The 22,912-nt window shown below is 58.8% G+C and carries 24 protein-coding genes; 22 read left to right on the top strand and 2 right to left on the bottom strand.

What is annotated here, in order from left to right:
* Nucleotides 1–8 precede the first annotated feature (8 nt).
* The 18 genes from ACY8FN_RS09880 (at nt 9) to ACY8FN_RS09795 (ending at nt 10,020) form a co-directional block, all read left to right on the top strand.
* Entirely contained in the window at nt 9–1,229 is a 1,221-nt protein-coding gene (locus ACY8FN_RS09880) for a hypothetical protein (RefSeq protein ID WP_463099895.1), read from the top strand.
* Nucleotides 1,226–1,939: a hypothetical protein gene (locus ACY8FN_RS09875; RefSeq protein ID WP_463099894.1), complete on the top strand. Its 714-nt coding sequence runs from the start codon at nt 1,226–1,228 to the stop codon at nt 1,937–1,939. The genes ACY8FN_RS09880 and ACY8FN_RS09875 overlap by 4 nt, the downstream gene beginning before the upstream one ends.
* Nucleotides 1,923–2,525, top strand: coding sequence for a DNA N-6-adenine-methyltransferase (locus ACY8FN_RS09870; protein ID WP_463099893.1), 603 nt, complete (start codon nt 1,923–1,925; stop codon nt 2,523–2,525). The genes ACY8FN_RS09875 and ACY8FN_RS09870 overlap by 17 nt, the downstream gene beginning before the upstream one ends.
* 58 nt (nt 2,526–2,583) lie before the next feature.
* Complete coding sequence (locus ACY8FN_RS09865) at nt 2,584–2,760, top strand: hypothetical protein (RefSeq protein ID WP_463099892.1); 177 nt, start codon at nt 2,584–2,586, stop codon at nt 2,758–2,760.
* A gap of 20 nt (nt 2,761–2,780) precedes the next feature.
* Entirely contained in the window at nt 2,781–3,692 is a 912-nt protein-coding gene (rdgC, locus tag ACY8FN_RS09860) for a recombination-associated protein RdgC (RefSeq protein ID WP_463099891.1), read from the top strand.
* The gene (locus tag ACY8FN_RS09855; RefSeq protein ID WP_463099890.1) at nt 3,689–4,204 is read left to right on the top strand and encodes a hypothetical protein; all 516 of its coding nucleotides are present in this window, start codon (nt 3,689–3,691) and stop codon (nt 4,202–4,204) included. Before rdgC ends, ACY8FN_RS09855 begins: the two co-directional genes overlap by 4 nt.
* The gene (locus ACY8FN_RS09850; protein WP_463099889.1) at nt 4,201–4,779 is read left to right on the top strand and encodes a hypothetical protein; all 579 of its coding nucleotides are present in this window, start codon (nt 4,201–4,203) and stop codon (nt 4,777–4,779) included. The genes ACY8FN_RS09855 and ACY8FN_RS09850 overlap by 4 nt, the downstream gene beginning before the upstream one ends.
* Nucleotides 4,776–6,215: a hypothetical protein gene (locus tag ACY8FN_RS09845; RefSeq protein ID WP_463099888.1), complete on the top strand. Its 1,440-nt coding sequence runs from the start codon at nt 4,776–4,778 to the stop codon at nt 6,213–6,215. Before ACY8FN_RS09850 ends, ACY8FN_RS09845 begins: the two co-directional genes overlap by 4 nt.
* Entirely contained in the window at nt 6,179–6,397 is a 219-nt protein-coding gene (locus ACY8FN_RS09840) for a hypothetical protein (protein ID WP_463099887.1), read from the top strand. Before ACY8FN_RS09845 ends, ACY8FN_RS09840 begins: the two co-directional genes overlap by 37 nt.
* On the top strand, nt 6,391–6,603 hold the full coding sequence (locus ACY8FN_RS09835; protein ID WP_463099886.1) for a hypothetical protein: 213 nt from the start codon (nt 6,391–6,393) through the stop codon (nt 6,601–6,603). The genes ACY8FN_RS09840 and ACY8FN_RS09835 overlap by 7 nt, the downstream gene beginning before the upstream one ends.
* A complete protein-coding gene (locus ACY8FN_RS09830) occupies nt 6,600–7,238 on the top strand; it encodes an ead/Ea22-like family protein (RefSeq protein WP_463099885.1) in 639 nt (212 codons plus the stop codon). The genes ACY8FN_RS09835 and ACY8FN_RS09830 overlap by 4 nt, the downstream gene beginning before the upstream one ends.
* Nucleotides 7,235–7,399 (top strand): hypothetical protein, encoded by a 165-nt coding sequence (locus tag ACY8FN_RS09825; RefSeq protein WP_463099884.1) that lies wholly within the window; start codon nt 7,235–7,237, stop codon nt 7,397–7,399. The genes ACY8FN_RS09830 and ACY8FN_RS09825 overlap by 4 nt, the downstream gene beginning before the upstream one ends.
* Nucleotides 7,400–7,505: 106 nt before the next feature.
* Nucleotides 7,506–7,742 (top strand): hypothetical protein, encoded by a 237-nt coding sequence (locus ACY8FN_RS09820; RefSeq protein WP_463099883.1) that lies wholly within the window; start codon nt 7,506–7,508, stop codon nt 7,740–7,742.
* A gap of 4 nt (nt 7,743–7,746) precedes the next feature.
* The gene (locus ACY8FN_RS09815; protein ID WP_463099882.1) at nt 7,747–7,935 is read left to right on the top strand and encodes a hypothetical protein; all 189 of its coding nucleotides are present in this window, start codon (nt 7,747–7,749) and stop codon (nt 7,933–7,935) included.
* Between the two features lie 12 nt (nt 7,936–7,947).
* Complete coding sequence (locus ACY8FN_RS09810; RefSeq protein WP_463099881.1) at nt 7,948–8,184, top strand: hypothetical protein; 237 nt, start codon at nt 7,948–7,950, stop codon at nt 8,182–8,184.
* A 63-nt stretch (nt 8,185–8,247) separates the two neighbouring features.
* Entirely contained in the window at nt 8,248–8,688 is a 441-nt protein-coding gene (locus ACY8FN_RS09805; RefSeq protein ID WP_463099880.1) for a hypothetical protein, read from the top strand.
* The gene (locus ACY8FN_RS09800; RefSeq protein ID WP_224212348.1) at nt 8,675–8,878 is read left to right on the top strand and encodes an excisionase; all 204 of its coding nucleotides are present in this window, start codon (nt 8,675–8,677) and stop codon (nt 8,876–8,878) included. The genes ACY8FN_RS09805 and ACY8FN_RS09800 overlap by 14 nt, the downstream gene beginning before the upstream one ends.
* The gene (locus ACY8FN_RS09795; protein WP_463099879.1) at nt 8,845–10,020 is read left to right on the top strand and encodes an Arm DNA-binding domain-containing protein; all 1,176 of its coding nucleotides are present in this window, start codon (nt 8,845–8,847) and stop codon (nt 10,018–10,020) included. The genes ACY8FN_RS09800 and ACY8FN_RS09795 overlap by 34 nt, the downstream gene beginning before the upstream one ends.
* 275 nt (nt 10,021–10,295) lie before the next feature.
* Here ACY8FN_RS09795 and ACY8FN_RS09790 read toward each other — a convergent pair whose 3' ends face one another.
* A complete protein-coding gene (locus tag ACY8FN_RS09790; RefSeq protein WP_463099878.1) occupies nt 10,296–11,213 on the bottom strand; it encodes an HNH endonuclease in 918 nt (305 codons plus the stop codon).
* A complete protein-coding gene (locus ACY8FN_RS09785; RefSeq protein ID WP_463099877.1) occupies nt 11,197–11,823 on the bottom strand; it encodes a class I SAM-dependent methyltransferase in 627 nt (208 codons plus the stop codon). Before ACY8FN_RS09785 ends, ACY8FN_RS09790 begins: the two co-directional genes overlap by 17 nt.
* A 261-nt stretch (nt 11,824–12,084) precedes the next feature.
* Here ACY8FN_RS09785 and ACY8FN_RS09780 point away from each other — a divergent pair, with 261 nt between their 5' ends.
* The 4 genes from ACY8FN_RS09780 (at nt 12,085) to fdhF (ending at nt 22,881) form a co-directional block, all read left to right on the top strand.
* Nucleotides 12,085–12,426 (top strand): hypothetical protein, encoded by a 342-nt coding sequence (locus ACY8FN_RS09780; RefSeq protein ID WP_463099876.1) that lies wholly within the window; start codon nt 12,085–12,087, stop codon nt 12,424–12,426.
* Nucleotides 12,427–12,694: 268 nt separating this feature from the next.
* Nucleotides 12,695–16,939: an ATP-binding protein gene (locus tag ACY8FN_RS09775; protein WP_463099875.1), complete on the top strand. Its 4,245-nt coding sequence runs from the start codon at nt 12,695–12,697 to the stop codon at nt 16,937–16,939.
* Nucleotides 16,932–18,143 carry an EAL domain-containing response regulator gene (locus ACY8FN_RS09770; protein ID WP_101325321.1) on the top strand — a complete coding sequence of 404 codons (1,212 nt, stop codon included), beginning with the start codon at nt 16,932–16,934 and terminating at the stop codon, nt 18,141–18,143. Before ACY8FN_RS09775 ends, ACY8FN_RS09770 begins: the two co-directional genes overlap by 8 nt.
* 574 nt (nt 18,144–18,717) lie before the next feature.
* A complete protein-coding gene (fdhF, locus tag ACY8FN_RS09765) occupies nt 18,718–22,881 on the top strand; it encodes a formate dehydrogenase subunit alpha (protein WP_463099874.1) in 4,164 nt (1,387 codons plus the stop codon).
* Nucleotides 22,882–22,912 lie beyond the last annotated feature (31 nt).

Raw genomic sequence — 22,912 nt, 5'->3', positions numbered from 1 at the left:
CCCGACCAATGACCACCGAACTTAACCCCAGCGAGGCAACCAGCCTCGCCCTGAATACCCTCACCAGCCAGATCCGCAACATCCTGCTAATGCCGGACGGCCCCGCTAAGGCCGCCATCGGCAGCTTTGAAAGCCTGCTCACCGCCAATTTAACCATGATCAGCGAGGCAGCCAATGCCCATATCGACGAGTTCAACGGGCTCATCGGCGAGTTAGAAGCCCGGGATGGCGAGCTGAATGACCAGATCGCACTGGTCAGCCAGCTGCGCCAGCAGGTAGCGGAGGCCGAGCAGCGCATTGCAGCAGCACGGCAAGAAGGCACAGCCGAGCTGGAGGCCAAAGAAGCCGAGCTCTACAAGGCGCAGCGAGCCCTGAACGAGGTAGAGGCCAAATTCAGCGCCCTGCAATTCACCGCCCGCCAGACAGATCGCCAACTGGCTGACTTCAAGGCCATGGATCCGGCAGCCATGAAGCGCCGCATCAAGGAGAAAAACGACCTGCTGGAGCAGCAGCGCACCGCGATCGCCAAGCACAAGAGCAACGAGGCCGCCTACCGCGCCGAGGTGCTGAAACTCGAGCGCCGCATCAAAGACCTACTGGACGCCATCAACGAGCAGGATCGCGAGCTGGAAAGCCGCCACGGCGTCATCATGGAGCTGGAGAGCTGCCGCGATGCCAAGCTGGTCTGGTTCAAGCACCTGGCCAAGACCTACAAGGGCGCGGACGGCGCGCTCTGGAACGTCTACCTGGTGGATCATGGCCTGAAATCCAACCTCCCCTACCTCATCAACGACCTCAACTGGAAGCTGCACGCCATGAAATCTGATGGCTCCGGCTGCTCGGTCATGCTGAGCCAGTGGATGAACCCCATCTACCCTACCCCGTTCGGTGCTGGCGCCCCTGACGCCATGACGCAGGATATCTTCAACTTCATGCTCGAGGCGCTGGAAAAGAGCCACCCGCACCTGCTGCCGCGCGCCACCTGGGCCAAGACGGTCAGCATTCACGAATGCGCTCTGCCGCCGCGCGTGATCAGACCGCTGGAAGAGGCCGGGCTCGACACCCTCTACAAGGTGATGAGCAACCAGGGGGCAGCCCTGAATAAGGTCAAGGGGCTTGGCGAGAAGCTGATCGGCCAGATCGTCTACGCCTGCGAGCTCAAGGTGAAGCTGTGGGAGGAGCAGTTCGCAGCCAGCCAGCAACCGGAACAGCACAAGGAGGCGGCATGACAGGCTTCTATCTGCGCGACACCAGAGGTAACACCGGCAGCTCCTGCATGTTCTGGGCGGAAAACGGCAACGGTTACACCACAAACTTGGACAAGGCCCACGTCTACACGCTGGAGGAGGCCCAGAGCCACTTCAATGACCGTTACACCGATGTGCCGCTAAGCAAGGCACTGGTCGATGAGCTCGTTACCGTGCGGGTGGATCACCAGTATCTGGATGACAGCAAGGCTGGCCTGGCAACAGGCTGCGATCAGTATGTGATCCACTGCTGTATCGGTGATTTTGACGGGAACGACGTCTACTGGAAGGCCCAGAAGGGTTCGACAGTATGCCTGTCAGATGCGCTGATCTTGACCGCCGAGGAGGTAAGACACGCCTTGTGGAACGATGATGTTGCCTTTTACCCGCTTGAGTATGTGAAGTCCATCAGCCGCCGCACATTCCAAGCGCGTAACGTCAACGAGCGCCGCATGATCACAGTTGCCGGGATCCGCAAGCCAAAGCGCCGCCGCGAGCGACCGACAACCGGCCGCCACCGCGGCAACTGCTATCACTGCGGCAAGGTGACCTGGGGACTTAACCCATACGAGGCATATTCCTGCGCCGAGGCTGCCAGAGAGAAGTATGGCGCCAGTCACCTTGATGACTGCGAGGACGCGGCCAGATACAACAAAGCCAGAAAGGAGGCTGCCAATGGCAATTCTGATTGATAGCGGCACTCCGGCCAGCGATAAGAACTTCTGGGCCACCACATGGGAGTGCTTTGCCGATGCGCAGGCGCTCTATGGTCGCAACTTCGAGTGCGATGTGGCCGCTGAGCCGCTCACCGCCAAGTGCAGCCGCTACTTCACCAGTCATCTGCTGCTGGAGCGACTGCTGGACTACCGCACCAGTGATGATGTTCGCGCCCAGATGCACGAGGCTGAGCTGGCAGGCACGGTCTGCATGGGTATCGACAGCCTCAACCTTGACTGGCCAGAGCACTGGTGGTGCAACCCGCCGTTCGACCTGAAACCAGAGTTCATCACGCAGGCCCGCCAGCAGCAGGCCAACGGCAGACCGGGGATGATGCTGCTCCCATACGAGCCGCTAACTATCTGGTGGCGCAGCTTGCTGGCCGAAGATATGATCATCTACGAGCCGGATGGCCGCTACCAGTTCTACGAGAGAGATGGTGTTACCAAGAAGAACGGGGCCAACTTCGGCTGTGCCCTGATTGCCTTTCCCACCATGAAGGTTGGCGCATCACCCCGCATCCCCTTTGTTCGCGGCATCAGCGCCAGAAAAGCAGCCTGATACCCACCGGTTACTAACCGCCTCCATCACAGATCCTGTTGATAAGTCGAGGACCACCATGAAAGACACAGGAAACCCCTACTGCGGCGCGGTAGTCATTGGGTTGGGCGTCGTCATGCCCCACCCAAAGCAGCGCGGCAAGTTTGTACTGCCTGGCGGGACCATCTGCAACCGGCCACAAGCCGAAGCAGCCGCCAAGAAACTCCACGACCTGCAGGCGAAAGCCCGCAACTAACCGACCAAAGGACCCCGACCATGTGGTTTAAAAACCTTCAAGTTTACCGCATTACCCGCCAGTTCGAGCTGACCGCCGAGCAGTTGGAAACCCAGCTCGAAGCCTGCGCCTTCACCCCCTGCGGCAGCCAGGACATGTCCCGCTTCGGCTGGACTCGCCCGCTCGGCAAGTTCGGCTCAACTCTGACCCACTCCGCCAACGGCCAAATCCTCATCTGCGCCCGCAAAGAGGAGAAGATGCTGCCCAGCACCGTAGTCAAAGAACAGCTTGCCGAGAAGGTAGAGGCGATCGAGTTCGAACAGGGACGCGCCCTCAAGAAGAAAGAGAAGGAAGCGCTGAAAGAGGAGATCCTCCACACCCTGCTGCCGCGCGCATTCAGCCGCACGACCAACACCTACGCGTGGATCAACCCGGCAGACGGCCTGCTGATGGTCGATGCCCCCTCCGCCAAGAAGGCTGACGACGTGCTGGCCCTGCTGCGCAAGTCCATCGGCAGCCTGCCGGTGGTACCGGTGGCGCTCAAGAACCCGCCAGAAATCACCATGACCGAGTGGCTGCAAGAGGGCAACCTGCCAGCCGCTTTCACTCTGGAAGATGAATCCGAGCTGCGCAGCGCCATGGAGCACGGCGGGATCGCCCGCTTCAAGCAGCAGGATTTGATGACCGATGAGGTAAAAAACCACCTCGCCAACGACAAACTGGTCACCAAGTTGGCCCTTTGCTGGGGTGAGAGCATCAGCTTCGTGCTGGGTGATGACCTCTCCATCAAGCGCCTCAAGTTCAGCGAGGAGCTGCGCGAGCAGAACGACGACATCACCAGCGAGGATCCGGTTGCCCGCATGGACGCCGACTTTGCACTGGTGACCGGCGAGCTGTCCCAGTTTATCCCAGCCCTGTTTGCCGCCTTGGGTGGCGAGGAGTCTGCAGTATGACCAGTTTCTACAAGACCACCGATGCCAGCGTGCTTGCAGCCCACGCCGCATTTGAATCCGCAAAGAGCGAACTGATTGAGAAGGCCACCGCTCTGGGCAAGGAGTTTGATGGCAAGCCGAAGTTCTGCAGTGATGTGAACCGGTTCAAGTGCGCCCATCTGGTGCTGAACAACTACTACCAGCGTGAAGATAAAGACCTCTGGACCAAGCCTGACCAGAACTACCTGTCAGCCCCACGCAGGGGGAAGGTGAAGGGTAAGGCCAAGGAGCAAAAGGAGCTGCAGGATCGCTACTGGGACATGTTCCCCGAATCTGTGGAAGCCAATCCACTTTATGAGTCCATGGGGCTGAACTGGGGTGAGCTGCTGTTTGGTGGCGGCTTCACCATGTTTGCCCATGGCGGCGCGATTTACCTGCGCACCGGTGCCAAGGTTGGGCCAATGATGACCGAGATCTTGGGTAGCGAGTTCTATGCGGCTGAGCAAAGCCTGGGACAGGAGAAGGCCGCATGACCGCACACACCAAGGGCCTTCTGGCCCTTTTTCGTAACGGCCAGTCGGTCGGATCTACCGATGGCACTGGGGTCTGTGAGCTGTGGCCCCGGGATGACGCAGGCTTTCCCAACTGCGAAGGCAAGGAAAACGGCCGCCGCATCGTCGCCTGCTGGAACCTGCTGGACGGCTACCCAACCGAGGAGCTGGAGGGCGTGACCCTGGCCGAGTTTGTGGCCAAGCACCCCGAGCTGGCAGAGAAGGCTCTTATCGCCGCTTACAGCAGCCTCTTCGTCGAGCGCGGAGCCACCAACTATCTGGAAGTGAAAGGGGCTCGGCCTGAGCTTGGCCCATTCACCATCACCCTGCAACGAACCGAAGGGCTCACGCCGGTTGAGAAGCTGGAAGCCATGACCAAGCAGCGGGATGCCTTGTCGTCAGCTCTTGAGTGGACTGACGAGCAAATCATGGAGTTTATCTCCATGGCGTTCCGGCACGCACAAATCAAAGGCGACTTTGAGCTGTCTGATGTGCGCGACGCGCTCAACATGATCAAGGCCAGAGCCATGTCCAATTCGGAAGGAGAGCAATCGTGAAGCGATACAACTGCACATCGAGCGACAAGCGCGGCGCGTTTGGGCTCTGCATGGAAGAGCATGAACAGGGGTCATTTGTCCCCTTTTCCGAAGTAGACCCACTGAATCAGCGCATCAATCAGCTCCTTGAGGAGAGGAACAGCACCGGGCTCGCAATCAGCAACGCCATCCTATCTGGCGTAGTTCCGGATAAGCACCCGCTGCGCTCGCGGCTGGAGCTGCTGGCTAACCACCACAAACGCGAGCGGGAACTGGAGAGCCTGCTGCGCGAAGCGAGAAGCCCGCTCATCTTCGCAATGGAAGAATCAAGCGAAGATAAGTCAGTGGCGATTGAAGAGCTGATTGACACCATCGACTCCGTGCTGGCAGGAAAAGTGCTGGAGCGCATCGGCAACAACGCACTCGCCATGATGATGGATGAGCTGCACGACATCTGCGTAGGGCTCGACGCACCAGGAGGTGCGCAGAACGGCGCGGAAGCGTGGGATCAGGTTAAGGGTGCTCGCGACAGAGTGCTGGCCAGCCTGAATCAGGGTCGTCCTGACACAGAATGGACTGATGCCACCACCTCACCGGTCGCCGCCGACTACCGCGAACTGCAGGAGCAGCACGACCAGTTGCAGAGTAAGCACAAGGTGGCGCTGGATCTGCTGCAGGAGTCGCATGAGGTAATGCGCCGCATTATCCCGCCATTGCCGCAAGACTGCGCCAATCGCAGTGACCTGCTGGATCGCGTTGAGGTGGCACTGGCTGGCAAGTTTCCACTGCCTGCTTGGTACCTCGATGGCGCCAAAGACTTTAAGTCCATGATGCTCGAAGCAAGCACAGCGCTTTTTCACCCGCATATTGAGGGGGTATTTGCGGTATTCGAGCGGCGATTGGCGCTTGATGAGCAGCCACAAGGAGGTGAGCCGCTCCAATCAGTGAGTCCGCCACTTAACCTGCTGATTCGGATGACAGACATCCTGAAAATGTGCCGTGCTGTGCTTATCACGGCGCATCCAGAGATAAAGGATGAAACCGGAAAAAGAGTTATCCAGTATCGAATCAAGCTGGCAACCGAGGCCATCAACATGGCTGAACATGCCATTGATGTGGCTCAGGTAAACAGCGGGCGCTTTATCACAGAAGGTCAGGAGCTCGAGCTGGTCACCGTGCTGCAGTCAATCGTGAACGGTTTCAGTGACGATCCTACCCATGATGCAGCAGCGCTGCTCAAGCGCATTACCGGTGAAGTTCCGTGGACCGGTGACTCCTTCCGGCTTCCGCCACGCCAAGGAGGTGAGCAAATCGTCAAGTGCCCTCACTGCAACGCAGAGCACCAAGACGGCAGCGATGCCGCTGAGTTTATCGGTTGGCACGGATTGTGTGCCACATGTGAGCTCAAAGGAGGTGAGCCATGCGCTACCGAGCCCCCATCATCCAGCCAGGACTGACCCGGGAGGAAGCCGCCGACGCCCGGGAGCGATACCTCAAGATCAACCCGGGCGCCCGGGTCACCATCGACAGTCAGCCAGATAACCCCCAGCTCAAAACCCTGATAGCCCACCTCCCGGTGCTGCCGTTCCGGCGCGTCATGGAGCCCGGCTTTATCGGGTACAGGGGGTGGCGATGCTGACTGACCCCAACAAGCAGGCGGCCCTCGAGCGCGCCCTGCACCAGATAGCCCAACTACAGGCCAGCCAACCAGCTGGCCTTTCTATTTCCACCGAGTCCCGCTCCGGCTTTAGCTGCCGGAGCATCGAGCGCGAGCACGGCCGCGACGTGTACCGCGCCCAGTGCCCCTACGTCGGGATCTCGATCAGCATGAAGGATGTGAAATGAACATCGACTTGGAAAAGCTGCTGGAGCTGGCTGGCAAGGCCACTCCAGCAACATGGAGCACGGACGGGCACACCAGCGTTAACGGTGATCATGGCCTGCTTGCCGATACCTGCTTTGCGCACGATGCGGCATTCATCGCCTCCGCCAACCCCGCCGCGGTCACCGAGCTGGTGAATATGGTCAAGGGCTCCACCTTGGCCTGCATCGCCGACGTTCAGGCTGAACCTGAGTTCCCTGGCGACGCGCCGCCAGAGCTGATAGCGCACATCCGCCAGTGCATCGAGGCGAAGGATGAGCAGCACCTGCTCCGCATGATGCGCATGGCCGTGTCCATCACCAAGAAGGGTATTCAGGAGCGCATCGCCGCCCGCACCGGGATCGCCATTGAAGGCATCTTTGGCCAAGTGGTGCGTGACCAGTGCAGCTGCGGTGAGCCAATCAGCGTCGAGCTGGACTGCCCGCGCCGCACCAGCCGCACCGACAAAAAGCGCCCATTCTATCCAGATCAAGGACTTCCAGAAGGACTGGATCCGCAACGCTACAGCGATCACGGATCCAGCATATTCCGCTGCCGCAAGTGTGGCGAACCAGTTGATGAGACGGTACCGGCTGCAAAGTATGGGGTGACCGCATGAGCATCGAGCTTGTGGCCGCCATAACCATTGGGTTCTTTGCCGGAATCCTCTTCTCATCCAGAGCCATGCAAAAGATCAAGGATGAGTACGCAACATCAGGCCACATGATCAACCGAGGCCAAGCATACCGGGTTACCAAAGTAGAGCAGGGGGAAGCGTGACCAAACAAAAGGCGGCCGGGATCGCAATCCTGGCCATTAACATTCTGGCCGTCATCGTGGCGGCCGAGCTGTTTATGAAGGGGTGAGTATGTGCAACTGCCAGACAATGGCGCGCGACCTGTCCGAAACGCAAGATGGCCGCTTTCCGCCTAGCCTCCACGCTCCACGATGTGAGGACTTCAAACAGTTCGAGTTCGCCTGCATCAAGTTCGATAACGCCAGCTTTATCGTACCGGCAGATGAGCGGGATGGGGTGCTCGAGAACATCGATGGGCCGCACCACGTAGAAACCGTGATGCTCACCCAAGACCAGTTCGACAAGCTGCCGGAGTTGGAGGGGTGAGCTGATGGCTGACAACAAGGAGTTTGCCGAGCAGATCACCGCAGCCATGGTGACGCTCGGGACTGAGGAGGCCCTGAGCTGCATGGCCCGCGTAATGTGCTGGGTCGCAGCAGACCAAGGCTATCCCATCCAGTTCGAGTGCGATCTCGGGGTGGTGACAATCGAACCCAAGCAGCAACCGCTGCAAAGTTGAGGGGAAAGTGAGATGTCAAAAGTTAGCTTTAGCATGAATGGCTGGCGCAGAAACCTCAGCGAGGAGGTTCGCTCGCTCAGGGATACAGTCAAGCAACTACTTGATGATGAGGAGTTAGACAGAGACGAGTTAAAGCGTGTGGTTGATGAGCTCATATGCATGAGCAACTCAGTCAACTGCGTCAGCATAGAAGGCGAAGAATTGTTCTCAGACATGTCAGATGTCTACGTGCCGATCCTTGATGAATAGGATTAACGGCCCTTCCTTCAACTCAACCGGCGCCCCATCCTCAAGGACAGGAGGGCCACGCCAATGCAACAGCTACAACTTATCGACCAGGGCAGCCAACTGCTGGACGATCTGGTGAATACCGTACTCTCCCCCACCCTTTCCCAATCGGCCAAGCTCGCCGAGATCGGCCGCATCCTGGCTCACTTCGACTTGCCAATCGAAGCGCCGCGGGTAACCGGTCAGCTCTGGAGCGCAACCGATCTGGGCAAGGAGCTGGGGGTGAGCGCCCAAGCCATCGGCAGGCTGGCCAACCAGCACAACCTGAAAACCACCGAACTGGGAGAGTACCACCTTGACCAGGCAGTCAACTCCCGCAAGCAAGTTCAAACCTTTTACTACAACCAGCTCGGGCGTCACCGGCTCGAGTCTCTTTTAACCGCGAGGACCGTACACCATGGGAACAGCAGCAGATCCGGCAGTCAGCCAAATTCAGGGCCAACTCATCATAATGAGAATGCCTGACGCCATCCCGCTCAGCACCTACCTGAGCACCATCGAGATCACCGATCGGGATACTATCAACAAGCGGATTCAGCGCGGCATCTGGCAACTGGGTGTTCATATCGTTAACGTGGACGGGGTGAAAGAGCGCTGGGTTAATATCGCGGAGGTGACAAAGTGGGCAATGAAAAACAGCTCCCACGCGGCGTGAGCCTGCGCGGTGATACCATCAATATCACCTTTACCTTCAAGGGGGTTCGCTGCCGTGAGCCCCTATCCAATCTACCCAACACCACGGCGAACGTGCGCTATGCCTCCCGCCTACTCGGTGAGATCCAGGGCAAGATAGAGCGCGGCCTGTTTGCCTACGCCGACTACTTTCCGAAATCCAAAAAGCTGCGCATGTTCGGCGGCGCGTCGATCGCCGCCAGGGTGTCCGACTATCTGGATGAATACCTGCACCGCTGCGAAAGCCGTGGTTTGAGCCCATCCACCATGGTCGGGTACCGCAAATGCCACAAGGCGCTGGCCGATCTGCATGGGATCACGGTGTCAGAGCTTACCCCGGCACAGGTAAAGAACTGGCTGGTGAGAAGCAGCACCACCGCCAAGACGGCCCGCAACAGGCTGTCGTTCCTGCGCAGCGCCATTGACGAGGCGGTAACAGATGGGCTGCTACCATCAAACCCGGTGTCGCTGGTCACCGTGTCCAGATATTTGGACGTGGATTCAACTCCTGAACAGGGAGCCAAGGACGTTGACCCATTCAACCCGGGCGAGGTGGCTGCGATCATATCGACCGCCAACGGCATCAACGAGCAGTGGGCAAACCTGTTCGCCTTCGCCTTCGCCACCGGAATGCGGCCGTCCGAAATATGCGCCTTGCGCTGGGGGTCAATCGACTGGATTGGTAACACCGTGCAGGTGTCGTCCGCCAAAGTGGTCGGGGTCATCAAGACCACCAAGACCCGGGCAGGCACCCGCACCATTGAGCTGACAAGTGAGGCGCTGGCGGCACTGGCCAGCCAGAAGCGGTTTACCTTTATGCGCGGAGAGTATGTATTTGATGACCCGAAGCTCGATAAGCCGTGGTCGGGTGCCGACGCTATTAGAAAGAAAGCCTGGCTCTACACCCTCCGGCGATCCGGTGTTCGCTATCGCCACCTCTACCAGACCAGACACACCTTCGCCACGGCCAATATCAGCCGCGGCTGCAACCTGTTTTGGCTCGCCACGCAGATGGGACACAAGGGGCCGGAGATGCTATTTCGACACTACGGATCCTACCTCGCCGAGTACGACGGCCAGACAGCAAAAGCGCCAATCCTGATCCAAAATCCAACAGGAAAATAAAAAAGCCTTATAGTTCAATTGGTAAAGCTGCACAGTCCGGGGGTTCAAATCCCCCCAGCTCCACCAAACGTTTGGAAAGGGCCACCTCGCAAGAGTTGGCCCTTTTTTATCGAGCTTGAAAGCCTCAACGTCTCATAAAAAGCGCAGGGGAATCTTCACACTAGGGGCTGTTACATCCACAAACTGGTCAATACCACACCACAGCCGGGCATGCTCACGGGCGGCTTGCTGATAGGCCCAAGTGGCGATGGAGGTAGAGCGCTCGGCATCAACGCTCACCAAGGGGCCAGCTCGCCAGTAAGGTACACCCCGTGAGTCAGGATATTCTGCTCGTACCAGGCATCCCTGTGCTCGGGAGCGGCGAGAAAATCCCGCTTGCTCCGGTTACAGTTGGCGTGTGCCAATACGAAGTTATGGCCCAAATCGATTGGATAACGACGCCAGGGGATGAAATGGTCTACCTCACCACTCCCGTGTATCGCCCTGTTACAGTAAAAACAGGTTCCCCCCTGCAAGTCCCTCAATACATCCCCTACCCGCCCCAGCGCCTGACGGCTTGAACCAAAGAGAAAATTCTCCAGCCCCACACTTGGGCCAATCAGTGGCTGATTCCCCTTGACGTCGCAGATAAGCTGCAGCCAATGCTGTCGGGAGAGGGAGACCACCAGATCATGAAAGCGGTGAAGACTGTAGAGAATGCCGGGGTTAAGGCAGATATGATCCGCGCCCCTTTGGTGCGGATAGAGGTGGCACTCCTCTCGCCCACCCAGGATCTGCAGACGCCACAAAGGACCCTCAATAAGGATGCGCCGAACTCGGGCAAGGAGAGGCCGCCAGGCATCGTGACGACGCAGTGCAGTCACCGAACGGACACCCTCTTCACGCAGCCTGGACAACTCCGTCAGCATGATGGCCTGACGACCGCTGCTCTGCTTGAGCAAGGTAGCCGTTTCTCCCGTCGCCGAGTAGGGCAGACTGTGCTGCCAATAGAGCTCCACAAACTTGGTGGCCAGTTCGTCCAGCGTAATGGTGCGCGCCGCAGTCAGATCATGGGTCTCGCTGCTGCGCTCAATTGCGATATCTGCAATCCCGTGCAGCAAGGCGCACTTGTAAGTGGCAACAAAATCTCCCTCGGTAAAGATGCGTTGCAAATAAGCAATAAAGGCGAGTTGCTGCTCAGGGGAGGCGTGCATGCTCGCCCCCAAGGATCAGACTCTGCCAACGCAACCCGCTACGCGCCAAGACATCCGTCTGTGGTTCTGACACATGGAGCAGTATCATCCCCTCCCCCAATGCAAGCCGCTCCACTTCATCGGCAGCCACCGGATACATGGCCCGCTCCCGCATCTCCAGCTCCGAGATAACCAGACGAAGACTCAGCACCAGATAACCATCTGGTGAAAGCAGCTCATGAAGACGTGCCAGAGCCAAGGGGCGAGACTCCGGTGGTAGATGCATCCAGACAGCACTGAGCAAAATCAGATCAAAAGTACCCGTCACGCGAGAGAGATCAGGCATAGCGTCATTGACCCACGCCACCGCAGCCTCACGGGTATGACATTGCCCCCGTAGAGCGAGTGCCTGACAGGGCTCGACAGCGACCACACTGTGGCCCTGATGGAGCCCGGCTAAAAACGCAGCATCCCGACCACTGCCAGCCCCCACATCGAGCAAACTGCGCGGCGCCGCCACGAGCCAAGGCTCCAGCAGAGTGAGCCAGTCACCGTGAACGGCGCGCGCAGACACCTGCTGGTAACGGGTAGCCAACTCGGTGGCGTGGCGCTGGTAGTAGTCGAGGGACACAATGCGTTCCGATCGGCGAAGGAAGGGAAATAGTCTCACAAGATCAGTGGGTTGGCCATGATAAGGACGACACTTTCCAAACATGAACGATTAAGGGGGCAGAGGCATTTACCAAAACCGGATGTCCGCCAAAAGAACTGCAACCAGAGGGCTCTGAATGATGCCACCATTCAACATTTCGGGTAATATTCGGCCAACTCACTGATCTTTTGGCACTTATTATCGCCATGAGAGGTCAACGCCAGATGGAGATGGCTATTAATGAACTCGACTGATGTCGTGGCCCTGTTTGAGGATGACAAGATCCTTTCCTTTGACCTTGAGCTGACCCGGGATGAAAAACTGCGTCATCTGGGCGCCATCCTGGCTGAGCGTGAGCTCAATCTCAAGGGCCCGCAGGATCTCTCCCTCAAGGAGTTAAATGCGCTGGCACAAGAGGCTGATAGACAGACGACGCCTACCAGGAACAATGTCGCAGTGAGCGGTGGGAACTCCCCATTATCGAGCTGGAGTTATAACGACCGGAACGGAGAGTGGTCTATCACCCTGCGCCCAGGCAAGTCGCCACAATGGCATCATGTCGCGCATATTGAGCAAACTTGAGCAATCACAACACCAATAGAACCCCTTGCTACCGGATAGAGAAGCACCGGATTACCCGCATCTCCCTGGCATGACCTTTGGCAGAAAAAAACACCGGACGCACCATCGCACTGTGGGGTACAAAGGCCTTATGATCACATTGCAATCCTGGGGCCCCGGCTCACACCTGCACGTCGGTATGTCGCGGATCCATATTGAGTAAATTGATGTTGGCCGCTGCAATTTAAAGCGCTTACAATACGCGCCCAATTTTGTTGGATTCCTTCTGATGCTCCGCCAATGTAATCGCCTATTCCTGTTTCTCCTGCTACTGCTCTGCTGCATGGGTGCGCACGCCCATACATCTTTGAATGAAGATGAACTGGATTTTGCTGAACGCGCTTGGCTCTCTTCTAACAAGGAGCTGATCATCGGGATGCCGATGATGGGAGATCCTCCCTACAGCTATAAGGATGCAGAACAGCGGTTTTCCGGTCCGGTCCCCGAGATGGCGCAACAGATCGCCAGAAAGCTTGGCTTGACCCTGCGCTACAAGAGCTACGCCTCCTACGCCAAGGCCTTGACAGGCCTGCAGCACAGTGACGTTCACATGCTGATCAACTATCAGCCTGGTGAACAATGGCGGGACAATCTTGTTTCCATCCCCTTTTTACTCACCACGCCACGGGGGGTATTGCTAGCTAATGGCAAAACTGTGCTGTCTCAGCAGGACGCCAACACCTTGCGCTGGGTCTGTGTCGCTGGCGTCAGCTCATGCAATGAATTGAAAAAATTGGGCATGAAGCGGGTGGTCGAGGCGGACAGTGATAGTGAGGCGGCCTTTATGATCAAGCAGCGGCTGGCTGATGCCTATATGGCTGATATGCCGTCGTTGCTGATGCTGCAAGAGCAACACCCCAACACCGGATTTACCCTAGCCATGCCAACGTGGGTTGCCCCCACGTCACTGGCTATCAATATGAATCAGCAACATGCGGCTCTGGTTAGCCTGGTCAGCAAGGCGTTTAACCAGATACCGGTTGAGGATCGCCGTTTCATGCTGAAGGTAACCACCACAAACCTGAATACCAGCTCCGGGGAGAGTAAATCACTGCAACTGAGTGCCGAGGAGCGGCAGTGGCTCAGTCAACATCCCATCCTCACCTACGGTGTCTCCCCTCACTGGGCATCAATGAGCGAGTTCAATTATTGGGGGCAAATGGTTGGGTTTGTGGCCGACCTGATGGAGTTGATGCATCAATATTCCGGGCTGGAGTTCTCTCTGGTACGCACGAATAACTGGAGTGAAACCCAAAATCTGCTGAAATTACAACAGATTGATTTTATTCCTGCGATAGCCCCAACTCGTGAACGCAATCATTTTTCGCTGTTTACCCCCGGATATCTGTTTATCGATCGGGTGGTCATTGGCCCCAAAGGCAGCACCGACCTCGCCACCATTTCGTCGTTACAGGGCAAGCGAGTCGGCATGGTACTGGGGTCGGTAGACAAAGCACTATTGACGACGGTTGGAGCACATGTCGTCGAAGTACACAGTGACGGCCGGTTGCTGGAGCTGCTGGATAACGGCGATGCAGATTATGTCATGCTGCCCCTGCCATCGATGGACCAACGGGTGAGTGAGCGCTACGAGGTCGTCTACACCGGGAAGGATTTGCGCCTCCCACTGGCCATGGCAACTCGAACAGACCCCATGCTGCAGCAGATCCTGACCAAGGTGCTCTATTCAATACCACCGGAGGAGCTCGACAAACTGGAAAAACGCTGGCTGTCGATGAGCGTACAAACCGGGATCAATGCCCAAACCGTGCTGCTCTGGTTCGTCATGGTTGGCACAGCTGCGACCCTGCTGTTTGCCCTGTTTTGGGCGTGGACTCGTGCCCTGCAGCGCGAGATTGCGCAACGCCAGCGGGCCGAGGAAAAACTCAACCAGCAATTGTTGTTTGTGCAGACCTTACTCGACTCCCTGCCCAATATGGTGGCCTTGCGGGATAGACAGCACCAGCTAACCCTGTGTAATCAGGCCTATCGGTCGCTGTTTATCGGGGCGGATCCCACTGGCGATGGCTGGGGTCACATGACCCCTCCCGAGCGGGAGCAGATGCTGCGCGACGAGCAGCGGGTTTGGGACACCGGAGAGATGTTTGAAGGCACCGGCCAAACACGGCGACCAGATAAAGATCCCCTTAATGTTGTCTATATCAAACAGCCTTACCGCGCATCAGATGGCACGATTCAGGGGGTATTAACGGTATTAACCGATATCAGCGCCCTGACTGCGGCCGAAGACAAAGTGCGTGAAGTGGAAGCCCGGCTGCGGGATATCACCGACAGCATGCCCGGGGTGGTCTACCAATATCTGTGGCAAGGAGTTGGCAAGGGGCGCTTTTTATACCTATCGCAAGGGGCGAGTGACATTCTGGGCATCCCCCAGCAGACCTTGCTGGCGTCAGAGTCCGGTGGCGCCATCTTCGGTCTGGACGATGAGGCCCAGACGGTATTTGCCGAGAAGGTGGCCACCCATGCCCGCACCCTTGCTCCGCTGGAGCTGGAAGTCATAGTACCAGCCCTGCAAGGCGAGCGTAATTTGCAGATACGTGGCAACTTTGTACAACAAGAGAGTGGCGCACTGTTGCTGAACGGGGTGGTGCAAGATATCACCGCCCTCAAGCAGCAAGAGCACGAACTGCGTAAAGCCCGCGCCAATGCCGAGCATGCGATGCAGGCCCGTAGCCGCTTTTTGGCGACCATGAGCCATGAGCTGAGAACCCCCATCTCGGGTATGCATGGCATGCTGGAGCTACTGCGCATGAGCGAGCTCAATGATGATCAGCGCTATCTGCTGCGCAATGTGGAGAGCTCGGCCAATAACCTGCTTTATCTGGTCAACGACATCCTCGATTTTTCCAAAATTGAAGCGGGTCAGCTCAACCTCAATCCCCAATCTTGCCGTCTGCAATCGGTCGTTTGCGATGTGATCCGAGGCCACGCCACCCTGGCCTATGGCAAAGGGTTGAAAGTGGCGATCCACTGGGATGATGCCCTGCCAGATCTGGCAGATATCGACCCGATCAGAGTCGGCCAGGTCATCTCCAACCTGCTCAATAATGCGGTGAAATTCACCGAGCGAGGCTCTGTTACTATCCGGGCCAGTTACGTCGAACAGCAGTTGGTGATCGCCGTCACTGATACCGGGATCGGCATCGCCACAGAGAAACTCGGGCTGCTCTTCACCCCGTTTGAACAGGTGGAGTCCGATATCACCCGCCGCTTTGGCGGTACCGGTCTCGGTCTGACCATCTGTGAACAGCTAGTTAAAAAAATGGGCGGTACCCTAGCGGTTAGCAGTCAGGCCGGTGAAGGCTCCTGTTTCAGTTTCACGCTCCCACTGGTGAATGGTCAGTGGGAACCGCTAGCCCTCGCGGGCAGCGAATGGTGGTTTGTAGGTGATGACCCTGGCTTGCAGGCCACCATGGCTAGGCTGGGTGCCACATTAATGCCACTGGATGCACAGCAGCTGACAGAGGGTCTGAGCGGCTTGCTACTGGCTGAAGAGTGCGCCCTTGAAACCGCGCTGGGGAGTGACTGGCACACCTTGTTGCAAAGCAGTTCACTCAAAGGGGTGGTGATCTCGCCTCGCGAAGCGCTGCGGGCACGGATGGGCTCCGAACATTGGTGGCGCCTGGGTCACTCCCCCCTCTATCCTGACCTCTTGCTCGAGAGCTGTCGCGAATTGACGACCGAGCGCGCAGTCACCCACGGGATAGCCAGCATCGAAAAACTGGGGGGCCGGGTGCTGGTAGCAGACGATCATCTGGTCAATCGTGCCCTGTTGACCCGCCAGCTGGCTATTTTGGGGGTAGATTGCCACGTGGTGGAAGATGGCGAAAAAGCGTTGCATGCCTGGCAAAATGAGCACTTCGCGCTACTGCTCACCGACTGTCATATGCCCAAGCTGGATGGTTACACTCTGACCCAAACCTTGCGGGCACAAGGGGTAGAGGCCCCGATCATCGGGGTCACCGCCGACACCTCGGAAGAAGCCTCTGCTCGTATGGAGGCCGCGGGCATGAATGGCATGCTGTTCAAACCCTACTCGCTGGAGTCGCTGCGCCAGATGTTAACCCGCTGGTTGCCTGCGGCACCTGCAGCGGCAACCCGCTTGTCAGCGGCTGATACTGCGTCCACATTAGGCGAACGCTGGCAAGGGCTGTTTGGCGATCTCGAGACCGCCAAAAGCATGGCCGGTGAGTACATCGCCTCTAATCGCAAAGATTGCCAAGATATGGAGCATGCGATCGCCGCTGGTGATAGCGAAGAATTAGTGGAGGTCGCCCACCGCATCAAGGGGGCAGCCAGAATGGTTGGTGAAGTACTGTTGGCAGAACAGGCGGCCAAGCTTGAATCTGCGGCGCGTCTGAAACAACTCAATGAGCTTGAACATTTGGGGCAAGGGGTAAGCGAATTGATGAACGACGTTGAACATAACATGGGATTGTGGCTCCATGAATAAAGCAGCAAATGAGCTGGTCATCATGGTCGTGGAAGACCATGCGTTTCAGCGCAAGACTCTGATGCACCAGATCCGGGCGCTCGGTTATCAACACCTGCTGGAGGCGGGGGACGGCATCGAGGCGCTGACCCAGTGCCAGAATCACAGCATCGACATTGTGCTGTGCGACCTGCGGATGCCCGGCATGGATGGCATGGCGCTCCTGCGCCGCCTCTCGTTGGGGGGCTTTCAAGGCGGGATCATCCTCTCCAGTGCGCTGGAAGATGATGTGGTCGATGCGGTGCTGCGCATGAGCGCCGCCTATGGCCTTCATGTGCTGGGCCGCATCGACAAGCCGTCGAGCTCACAACAGTTGCAACAATTGATCAGTGCCTGGTCACCGGTCGCAGCCCCTGCTGGCAAGGAGGATGGCCCCACCCTCACGGTGGATGAGTTGCAGCGCGCCCTCGACAATGACCAGCTGTTGCCCTGGTACCAACCCAAGGTCGCCTTTGCCTCTGGCCAATGGGTCGGGATGGAGGCGCTGGCCCGCTGGCAGCATCCGCAACATGGCCTTATTTCACCCAACGTGTTTATTCCCCTGGCCGAAAATAACGGTCTTATCGACCAGCTGACTGAGGTCATCATCAACAAGTCGCTGCAGGATTGTCACCTGTGGGAACAGACTGGCCTCTCCCTCAATCTGTCGATGAACCTGTCAAGCACCTCGCTGATCGAGGGCGATCTCTGCCACAGCCTGATCAACCAGTGCCAGCGCTTGGGCGTCAACCCTGAACTGATCACTCTGGAAGTGACCGAAAGCTCGTTTGTGCAGGATCTTGGCAAGGCACTGGAAGCGCTCACCCGACTGCGGATGCACGGCTTTGGCCTCTCTATCGACGACTTCGGTACCGGCTACTCCTCGATGCAACAGTTGAGACTGCTGCCCTTTACCGAGCTGAAACTGGATCGTTCGTTTGTCGATCGCTGCTATGCCGATCCTTCACGCCTGGCCATTATCGAGTCCAGTATCGAGCTGGCTCGCAAGCTGGGGCTCAAATCGGTTGCCGAAGGGGTTGAAGATGTACAGACCTGGCAACTGCTGGCCAAGCTGGGCTGCGATGTCTGCCAGGGATTTTTCAGTGCCCGCCCGATGCCACGCCGTGAGCTGCAAGACTGGCATCAGATTTGGCAAGCCAGATTACCGACGCTGATCTCGCACTGAGCCGACAGCCCACCCGGTGAGCGATTGAACGCCCATTGGAGCTGGCGGTTAAAGCCCTGATATGCCCCGATAGCACAGCCACCTTGCAAGAGGTGGTTGCTTATTATTGAGCTGCTGTTGTTCCCGCCCAGCCGCGGCTATCACTTGCGGCGATATTTCCGACCACTGACTCCAGCCACTGGATCCGGTCACGACCGCCGGTCATGTGGCATAACCTGAGCGGTTGCACTATCTACCACCTTCAAAAAAAGTTGAAAAAATAGGACCAATACAACCTGTTCCTGATGGAACTCTGGCCCCTGTTACAACCAACTCAAATCTGACATGCACAGTAATAAACGGCTTATCTAGTGGCGAAAAACAACGAAACCTCTCATTTGTCCATCTAACTCCGGTCGTCATCATCATTCTGAAATCGTTTTCTTGTTTAGAGCAATAACCTGTCCAAAATCAAATAAAGTTGTAAATGACCTTTGCTATGGTGAGCGTATAGCAAGCGGCCTCCCTGTCGCTTCCCCTGCTGGCTCCGCCAGATGCAGCATTTTCTGCGCCTTGAAAGCGAGTTTATGACGCCATGATCACCATCACCCTCGATGGGGCTCAGTTGACGGTTGACCCGACCAGAACCCTGCTCCAGATAGCCAAACAGCACCAGATCGATATCCCCTCCCTGTGCGGTGACAACACCAGCGCCCCCAAGACGCCCTGCGATCTCTGCGTGGTGGAGATCACTGACGTTGGCATGCGGCGCGCCTGCGAGACCCGCCCCGAGGCAGGGATGGTGATCGCAACCCAGAGCGATGCCCTGCGCGCGCACCGCCAGCAGGCACTCGGCCGCATCCTCTCGGATCACTACGCCGATTGCGAGGCCCCCTGCCAACGCGCCTGCCCGGCCGGGGTAGACATTCAATCCTATCTGCATCACATCGCCATGGGGGATCACCAGGCGGCGATGGCCGTCATCAAGCAGACCCTGCCGATGCCCCTCTCCATCGGCCGGGTCTGCCCTGCATTTTGCGAGGCAGAGTGCCGCCGCGCCCTGGTAGATGAGCCACTGGCTATTCGCCAGCTCAAGCGCCACGCCGCCGATCTCGATCTGACCGATGCAGCCCCCTATCAACCGGCCAAGAAGCCCGCCAAGGGCAAGCGGGTTGCCATTATCGGCAGCGGCCCAGGCGGCCTCACTTGTGGTTACTATCTGGGTTACGAAGGGTTCGAGGTCGACCTGTTCGAGGCGATGCCCGAAGCGGGTGGCTGGCTGCGCTACGGCATTCCCGAGTACCGGCTGCCCAAGGCGATCCTCGATCAGGAGATCGCCTTGATGTGCCAGAGTGGCATGCGGATCCACACCAAGCAGCGACTGGGCCACCAGCTCACCCTCTCGGCGCTGTGCCGCGACTATGATGCGGTCTGTCTGGCGGTCGGCGCCTCCAAGGCGGTGCCGATGGATTACCCGGGCAGCACCCTGGCTGGTTGCTATCTCGGGGTCGATTACCTCAAAGATCAGATGCTGGCCAAGCGGCTCACTACCGGCAACAAGGTTGCGGTGATCGGGGGTGGCAATACCGCCATCGACTGTGCCCGCACGGCGGTGCGGCTGGGGGCGAAAACCACCCTCATCTATCGTCGCACCCGTGCCGAGATGCCTGCCGAAGCGTATGAAATTGACGAGGCTGAGCAAGAAGGTGTGCGCTTCATGATGCTGACCAATCCGGTGGAAAACCTGCCGGATAGCCGTGGTCGCGTCAGTCAGATACGCCTCGAGAAAATGGCCCTCGGTGAGCCGGACGCCTCCGGTCGCCGCCGTCCCGAACCCACCGGCGAGTACCTCGTCGAGGAGTTCGATACCGTGATTGCGGCTGTGTCGCAGCAGCCGGATCTCAGCTTTATGGAAGGGGAGTCCCTCAGCCTCCCCTTCACCCGCTGGCAGACGTTGGAATCCCACCCCGAGACCATGCACAGCGGCCACGGCAACCTGTTCGCCATCGGCGATCTGCGCCGCGGCCCCGCCACCGCCATCGAGGCAGTCGCCGATGGCCGCAAGGCGGCGCTGGCCATCGATCAGTTCCTCCATGGCGACATGGTCGATCCGGTGCGCCCCTTCAACGCCTGCAAGGCCCCCACACTCAAGCAGGTCGATCCCGCCCAGTTTGCCCACCTCAAGCAGGTCGCCCGCAGCATCATGCCTCATCTGGCGAATGACGAACGGGAGGGAAGCTTTGCCGAGGTGGAGCGCGGTTTGAGTGACAGCGATGCCCGCAGCGAGGCCAGCCGCTGCCTCGAGTGCGGCTGTCAGGCCAACACCGATTGCGCGCTGCGCGACTACGCCACCGAATACAAGGTCGATCAAAGCGCCCTCGATACCCGCCAGTGCCAGAAGTTTGCAGTGGATAACAGCAGCGAATTTATCGTCTTTGATGCCAACCGCTGCATCGGCTGTGGCCAGTGCGTGCAGACCTGTGGTGAGCAAGCGGTGCAGGGAGTGCTGCGCTTTGCCAAGCACAGCGATGGCACCCTCTCAAGCCGCCCGCAGTTCGATACAGGGCTGGCGATGGGCGACTCCCACTGCGTGCAGTGCGGCGCCTGCGTACAGGTCTGCCCCACCGGCGCCCTGGTGGATGCCCGCGACAAGTCGCAGGGGCGCACCGAGCTGCTCACGCCGGTCAATACCATCTGCACCTACTGCGGAGTTGGCTGCGGCGTCACCCTCTATGTCGATGAGGCGCACAACCGCATCCGCTATGTAGAGGGGAATCGCAATTCGCCGGTCAATCAGGGACTGCTCTGCGTCAAGGGGCGCTTCGGCTTTGACTTTATCCAGAGCGATGAGCGCCTCACCACCCCGCTCATCCGCAAAGATGGCGAGCTGGTACCCGCCAGCTGGCAAGAGGCCATCGCGCTGGTGGCCGAGCGCTTCACCACCCTGCGCCAGCGCTATGGTAGCGATTCACTGGCGGGTTTCTCGTCGGCCAAAACCACCAACGAAGAGAACTACCTGTTCCAGAAGTTCATGCGCCGGGAGCTGGGCACCAACAACGTGGATCACTGCGCGCGGCTCTGCCACGCCTCCACCGTCACCGGGCTGGAAGCATCGCTCGGCAGCGGCGCCATGACCAACGACATCCCGAGCATTGACCACTCGGATCTCATCTTCATCATCGGCTCTGACACCTCGGCGGCCCACCCCATCATCGGCTCCCATATCAAGCGTGCGGTCACCACGGGCAAGGCGCAGCTGGTGGTAGCCGATCCGAAGCGGATCGAGATGGCCGACCATGCCAGCCTCTATCTGGCCCATCGCCCCGGCACCGACGTGATGCTACTCAACGGCCTGATGCAACAGATCATCCAGCACGGCTGGCACGACAAGGCCTACATCGCCGCACGGGTGGAGGGGTTCGAGGCGCTGCAAGCCGAGGTGCTCTCCCCCGCCTATGCACCGGACAAGGTGGCCCTCGTCACCGGCGTACCGGCCGAGCAGGTGATCGAGCTTGCGCGCCTCATCGGCACCGCCGAACGCACCGCCATCTACTACTCCATGGGGATCACCCAGCACACTACCGGCCACGACAACGTGCGCGCCATCGCCAACCTGCAACTGCTGTGCGGCAACATCGGCATCGAAGGAGGCGGCATCAACCCGCTGCGGGGTCAGTCTAACGTGCAGGGTGCCTGTGACATGGGGGCGCTGCCCAACTGCCTGCCCGGCTATCAGAAGGTGGCTAACCCCGAGGTACATGCCCGCTTCGCAGCCGCCTGGCAGCAGCCGGAGTTGCCGCGCACGCCCGGCCTCACCCTCACCGAGACTATCGATGCCGCCTGCGCAGGCAGCATCAAGGGGCTCTATGTGATGGGAGAAAACCCGGTGCTGAGCGATCCGGATCAGCATCACGTCATCGAGGGGCTCAAGCAGCTGGAGTTTCTGGTGGTGCAGGATATCTTCCTCTCCGAAACCGCCCAGCTGGCCGATGTGGTGCTCCCCTCCTGCTCCTTTGCCGAGAAGAGCGGCCACTTCACCAACACCGAGCGGCGGGTGCAGCGCATCTCCCCCGCCCTCAAGGCGCCGGGGGAAGCGCGGGAGGATTGGTGGATCATCCAGCAGATCGCCAACGCCATGGGCGGGGACTGGCGCTATCAAAACCCCCAGGAGATCACCGCCGAGATCTGCCAGGTCACCCCGCAATACGCTGGCATCCAGTGGGACAAGGTGGGGCCGGAAGGATTGCAGTGGCCCTGCAACGACGCGGCCCCCGAAGGCACTCGGCTGCTCCACGGCAAGCAGTTCACCCGTGGCAAGGGGGAAATGGTCGCCACACCGTTCCGCTATGCCGCCGAGCTACCCGACGAGACCTATCCCATAGTGCTCACCACTGGCCGCCTGCTGGAGCAGTTCCACACCGGCACCATGACCCGCAAGACCAAGGGCCTCGATAATCTGGCCGGGCCACGGGTAATGATGAGCGTGGTCGATGCGCAGCGGATGGGGATCAGCAACAGCGAGCGGGTGAAGGTCACCAGCCGCCGTGGCCATATCGAACTGCCTGCCTTCGTCACCAAGCGGATGCAAGCGGGGGTGGTCTTTATCCCGTTCCACTTTGCCGAAGCCCCGGCCAACCGGCTCACCATCAATGCCACCGATCCCCACGCCAAGATCCCCGAGTTCAAGGTCGCGGCGGTGCGGATCGATAAACTACCCGCCGCCATCACCTCACCCGATGAGACGGTGGCGACAACCTGAGCAAGCGAGTGGTTTTACACCGCTAACCCAT

The sequence above is a fragment of the Aeromonas sp. 160P genome (assembly GCF_055193095.1).
This window is presented reverse-complemented; position numbering and strand designations above follow the sequence as displayed.